Annotated in this window: 1 protein-coding gene; it reads right to left on the reverse strand. The window is 62.4% G+C overall.

All coding sequences use genetic code 11. The features are described 5' to 3' along the window. Nucleotides 1-106 precede the first annotated feature (106 nt). A partial coding sequence (locus ACOTWU_RS25285) for a GNAT family N-acetyltransferase (RefSeq protein WP_032409615.1) occupies nucleotides 107-524 on the reverse strand: 418 nt, incomplete at its 5' end.

Raw genomic sequence — 524 nt, forward strand, 5'->3', positions numbered from 1 at the left:
GCTGAAAATGCCGGCCTTTGAATGGGTTCATGTGCAGCTCCATCAGCAAAAGGGGATGATAAGTTTATCACCACCGACTATTTGCAACAGTGCCCCCGAACGGACGTTAGATTTCGAGTTCTAGGCGTTCTGCGATGAAGGTTGGATCCCAGCCGGGATTGAAAGTGTCGACGTGGGTGAATCCGAGCCGCTCGTATAGGCCACGCAGGTTCGGGTGGCAGTCGAGCCGCAGCTTGGCGCACCCCTGCGTTCGCGCGGCATGGCGGCAAGCCTCGATCAGCGCGGAGCTGACACCCCGGCCCGCATGTGTCCGTCGCACCGCGAGCTTGTGCAGATATGCGGCCTCCCCCTTGAGGGCGTCGGGCCAGAACTCGGGATCCTCGGCCGACAAGGTGCAACAGCCGACGATGCCGTCGCTGCAACTCGCGACTAGGAGCTCGGATCTCAGGACGAAGGTCTCCGCGAATGTCCGGTCGATCCGCGCGACGTCCCAGGCGGGCGTTCCCTTGGCGGACATCCACGCC

This window comes from Enterobacter cloacae complex sp. GYL001, assembly GCF_049237125.1.
Lineage (GTDB): Bacteria > Pseudomonadota > Gammaproteobacteria > Enterobacterales > Enterobacteriaceae > Enterobacter > Enterobacter hormaechei_C.